The following is a 4,780-nucleotide window of genomic DNA, read 5'->3' as shown; positions in this document are numbered from 1 at the left end:
TTTCGGCGACGAGCGCGGCCGCTGCCGGGTCGACGGTCGCACGCACCGCACGCAGGACACGGCGATAGTTGACCGGCGATGCCGGAGGCGGCAGCGGGATGGGCTGATGGCCGGCAAGCAACTCGGGTGCATCCGCTGTCACGCGCCGGATACTAGTGGAATCAACCGCGGTTCAGGCTGCGATTTCGCCAGTACCCCGGTCGACGCGCTCAGGGAAGTTGCTTGGCTTCGTGTCGTGGTTTGCGCTGCCACGGCCAGGTCATCAGGGCCCAAACGATGGCGATGGCCACGCCCCCGGTCAATATGTAGAGCGGCCATGGGCCCAGTACATCCAGCAGCGTCGCGGTGGCGGGTTTTCTGTTGAGGAAGCCGTAGTTGGTTCCGGCGATTCGGTTGAACGTGAAGGTTACCGCCGCCCATACCAGCGTTGTGATGACCGCGATGCGGTAGCTGCGCCACAGCGGCCGCATTCCTCGGCCCCAGGTGAGATAAATGGCTGCCCATACGACAAGCAGGTGAATGGCCCAGAACCCAAGGAATTCGTAGTTGGGAAAGTCTGGGGCATAGAGGACCGGAGAGACCAACGCCTGTGAGCTCAGCACCAGGCCCCAGTAGTAGGTGAGTGCGAAGGCCCAGTGGCGCTGCGACCACAATGCGTACGCCGCCGCGACGGTCGCGAGATCGGTCATGCGCAGCGGCACCGAAGCGGCGATGGTCGGCGGGAGCAGTAAATACACCAGCCAAGCAACGTAGATCGCCCCGGTCAGCACCGCCAAGACACGGCAGAGGCGTCGGGCCTGTGAGTCGCTCTGGTGGCGTCCAATCCAGACCAGGCCAGCGGACCCGATCGCGAACACTGCAAGTACCGCCCAATGGGACGGGCCGTACGGGCTGAACTCGCGCTCCACAGCGTTGAGTGCCACCAATTCAGCGGTGTCGGCCGACATCACCTCACCAGTATCGATCTGAGATCGCCGCGCAGCGAAAAGGTCGCGTCCAAGCCCAACTTGCGAAGTCCGATGTTCCACGACGTCAAAGCGCGGCAGCCGCTTTGCTGGCTCTCAGCGCCGGCGGGGTCTAATGGATGCATGGAGCTGATGGTGCCCACCGACTCGCTGTACTTATTCGCCGAATCGCGCGAGCACCCCATGCATGTGGGCGCACTGTCGTTGTTCGCGCCGCCGCAGGGGGCAGGTCCGGACTTCGTCCGGAATTTCACTGATGCTCTGGTTGCCAACGACGAAATCCAGCCCACCTTCCGCAAGCGCCCCGCCACGGGCGTGGCCGGAATCGACCTGCTGGCCTGGGCCTACGACGACGAGATCGACGTCGACTACCATGTACGGCGCTCGACGCTGCCGTCGCAGGGACGGCTGGGTGACCTGTTCGAGCTGACCTCCCGGCTGCATGCCGACATGCTTGACCGCCAGCGTCCGCTATGGGAGGCGCATGTGTTGGACGGGCTGAACGACGGCCGGTTCGGCCTGTACATCAAGGTGCACCACTCCCTGATCGACGGCGCCGCGGCGGCGAAGCTTTTGGAGCGTGCGCTGTCGGTGGACCCGTTCGAGACCGAGGTGCGGGCGATGTGGAGCCTGCCTCAGCGCCGGAGCACACCGAAACCCCGCGGGTCCTTGTTGGGCTCGCTGACAAGTATCGCGGGATCTGTTGCGGGACTTCCGTATTCGACGTTGAAGCTGGCCCGCGGGGCGCTGCTCGAACAGCAGCTGACCCTGCCGTTCGCGGCACCGCGCACCATGTTCAACGTCAAGATCGCGCGCGCCCGCAGGTTCGCTGCTCAGTCGTGGCCACTAGACCGCGTGCTGCGGGTGAAGAAGGCCGCCGGGGTGAGCTTCAACGACACGGTGCTGGCGATGTGTTCCGGCGCGTTGCGTTACTACCTGCTCGAGCAGAATGCGCTGCCGGACACACCCTTGATCGCGTTGGTTCCGATGAACCTGCGCCCGGCGGCGGACGCCGGCAGCGGCGGCAACAAGGTCGGCGCCATCCTGTGCAATCTCGCCACCGACGTCGACGACCCCGCGCGACGCGTCGAGGTCATCAGCGCGGCCATGCGAGGCAACAAGGACGTACTCGCCGAGCTGCCGCGGGCGCAGGTCGTGGCGTTGTCGGCGATGAGCATCGTTCCGCTGGGGCTGGCGGATTTGCCGGGTTTCGTATCGTCCACGCCTCCGCCGTTCAACCTCGTCATCTCGAATGTGCCGGGACCGGCTCAGCAGATGTACAGCGGCGGCGCCCGACTGGACGGCAGCTACCCGCTGTCCCACCTCACCAACGGGCAAGCCCTCAACATGACCTTCATCAACAACGCGGACAACATCGATTTCGGGCTGGTCGGGTGCCGGCGAACTGTGCCGCGTCTGGGGCGACTGCTGGCGCACTTGGAGTCGTCACTGCAGGATCTGGAACGCGCCTTCGAAGTGTGAGCCGACTCCCGTCAGCGCGCCCACCATTGCTGGTAGGTGTCTATCAGCCAGCGGTTGAGCCGGTCGTAGTCGCAGTGCTCGGGAAGATCGGAGCTCTCGGTGCGTGCGACGAGCTCGTTGCGGGCATCATCGATCGCGTCGAGCACGCTCTGCTTGTCGACCTTGCCGACGCGTAGGTCATGCAGCCAACTGCGCGACGGTTCCGGCATCGGTAGCGTGATCCGGCCCGTGCTGAGCAGCTCGAGGCCTTGCAGGCCCAACCGCACGGCGTGGTAGGCGAATTTCGTGTCGAAGCCGTGGATCTCGATGAGCTCCGGGCGGTTGGTGTGCTTGGAGCGCAGGCCCAGCATCTGATCGCGCTGGGCGTCGAGATAGCCGACGAACCGGTGGCCGCAGTCGCGGGACAGAAACAGCTCGGGGTGTCGCCGCATTTCCTGTCCGGGTGCCGCGATGCTGACGATTTCGTGCTCGGGCGCGAACAACAGCAGCAGGACGGTCGGATTCCCGGCGGCGGCCAGGCGCGCCCACTTCCGCAGGCCGTAGATGACGAGGTCGAGGTCGCCGGCGCCGGATCGGACGCCCTCGGGTTGTGTCCGGTACTGGTATTGCTCGAACTGGCTCAGGCCGATGACACAGTCGGGTGGTTCGATGCAGACGCCCATTTCGTCGCGGTCGTCGGTGCCCTCGATCGTGACGCCGTGTAGTCCTGATCCGACCTGGGTGCGCAGCACGGTGTTCGTCTCAGCGATCTGGCGGTGCCACTCGGTGGCGTGCCGATTCTCATAGACCGTGGCTTCCGGGACGCTCATGCCGACACGATAGTTCGACCCCGGCGTGGCGGTAAATCGTATTTCCGTAAAGCTAACCGGGTGGCAGCAGCAGCGTGTCGCCGTACCAGTGGCAAAGCAGCAGGGCCAGTTCGAGATCGAACCGATCGTCGGTGATCGGCCTGCCCCGCCTTGCCAGGGCGCGCCCCACCCGGTACTTCACCGTGTTGAAATGCAGATCCAGCTGCTCGGCGGCAAGCGTGTAGCTCGCGCCGCTGTTGAGAAACACGCGAAGTGTCTCGCGCAGCCGCGCATCGCTGTCGGTGTCGGCGGCCAGGCGTCCCAGCACCTCAGCGACCCAGACCCGAGCGTCGTCGATGTTTCCGCATACCAGGGCCGCGGCCGCGAGCCCCGGATCGCCGTTGGCCACGACGGTCGGCTTTGCGCCCGTCCGCGCCAGCACTACCGATTGGACCGCGACTGCTTGAGCATGCGATCGGCGAAATCCTCTGATACCAGCGGCCGTTGACCCGATCGCCACTCTGGGCGCATCCCGATGCTTTAGCGAGAACTCCCGTACCGCCGGGACAATCCCGTCGGGGGCGAGGTGGAAGGGTAGCCATGCCCACCCGGTCGAGCGATCGGTCGCGATGAACAGCGGAGCCGCGCCCGCCTGCAAAGCTGTTCCCAGTTCTCGCACGAACCGCTGCATTCGGGCCAACTCGTCGGCCTCACCGGTGCTAGCCGGGTACCACACCACCAACCCGACATGTTGCGACCTGAGCGGATAACGAATCGCGGTGGTGGCCGCATCGATGTCGACCGACTGACGTCCCGCCAGTATTTCTCGAACACGTAAGGCGCGCATGCTGTTTCGGGTTTCCAACCACCGCTCGCGTTCCTCTTCGTATACCTCGACGACCTGTTGAGACATCCAGTCGACGTACGCGAACAGCGTCTCGGTCATCCTCTCCACGATTGCGACTCGCGCCTCCGGCGGGACGTCGATCCGCTGCAGCTCGCTGAGGGCCAGACGGGTAAAACTACGCTGCCCCAATCTGTAAATGCGACCCAGCACATTCACCGGAAGCCCCTGCTGGGCGATTCGACGCGCTTGCTCAAGCGCCGCCGTTGGCGCCGCGACGCATTCGACCGGCGCGTCGTGGCCCAACGTGTACAGAGCCGTTGTCACGTTGCCCTCGATGCTCGTATCCAAGAGCGGGGTCTGTGCTTCATCGCGGAGGTCGGGGATATCGTCGCGAAGCGACGCCGAGATCGTCGCCACCACCTCGGGCAGCCGATCACCCAGGCGGACAGCGAGTTCCGCGATCCCGCGACGAACCTCGGTGTCGCCGGGGTCATCCGAAGCACTCGTTCCGTCAGCCCGGGCCGGCGCCCGTTCACGCGTATTTCGCTGAGTCGGCATTGCTTGTCCCCCGTTCACATGATGGCCGGCGTTGCGAACCAGAAACCCAGGATCACCGCTGCCACCACCGCAGGCCATGCCTCGAACGCGGCGCGCACCGGGAGCGGTGCCTGCCGTAGCTCCATGAAGTCGAGCACCAC

General features: G+C 65.2%; 4 protein-coding genes. 1 reads left to right on the top strand and 3 read right to left on the bottom strand.

Annotated elements, in window-relative coordinates; all coding sequences use genetic code 11:
• Positions 1–209: 209 nt before the first annotated feature.
• Positions 210–947, bottom strand: coding sequence for a TIGR02206 family membrane protein (locus tag VML93_RS14970; protein WP_325611763.1), 738 nt, complete (start codon positions 945–947; stop codon positions 210–212).
• Between the two features lie 141 nt (positions 948–1,088).
• Between VML93_RS14970 and VML93_RS14965 the strand changes: the two genes are divergently transcribed.
• Positions 1,089–2,447, top strand: a complete 1,359-nt coding sequence (locus VML93_RS14965) for a wax ester/triacylglycerol synthase family O-acyltransferase (RefSeq protein WP_325611762.1) — start codon at positions 1,089–1,091, stop codon at positions 2,445–2,447.
• Between the two features lie 11 nt (positions 2,448–2,458).
• Here VML93_RS14965 and VML93_RS14960 read toward each other — a convergent pair whose 3' ends face one another.
• Together VML93_RS14960 and VML93_RS14955 are read right to left on the bottom strand one after the other, a co-directional pair.
• A complete protein-coding gene (locus VML93_RS14960) occupies positions 2,459–3,256 on the bottom strand; it encodes a DNA polymerase beta superfamily protein (protein WP_325611760.1) in 798 nt (265 codons plus the stop codon).
• Between the two features lie 52 nt (positions 3,257–3,308).
• Positions 3,309–4,640: a PucR family transcriptional regulator gene (locus VML93_RS14955; protein ID WP_325611758.1), complete on the bottom strand. Its 1,332-nt coding sequence runs from the start codon at positions 4,638–4,640 to the stop codon at positions 3,309–3,311.
• Between the last annotated feature and the right edge of the window lie 140 nt (positions 4,641–4,780).

This window comes from Mycobacterium sp., assembly GCF_035499775.1.
In the GTDB taxonomy this organism is placed as follows: domain Bacteria; phylum Actinomycetota; class Actinomycetes; order Mycobacteriales; family Mycobacteriaceae; genus Mycobacterium.
Note: the sequence above shows the minus strand (reverse complement) of the source record. Positions and strands in the feature narration are given on the sequence as shown.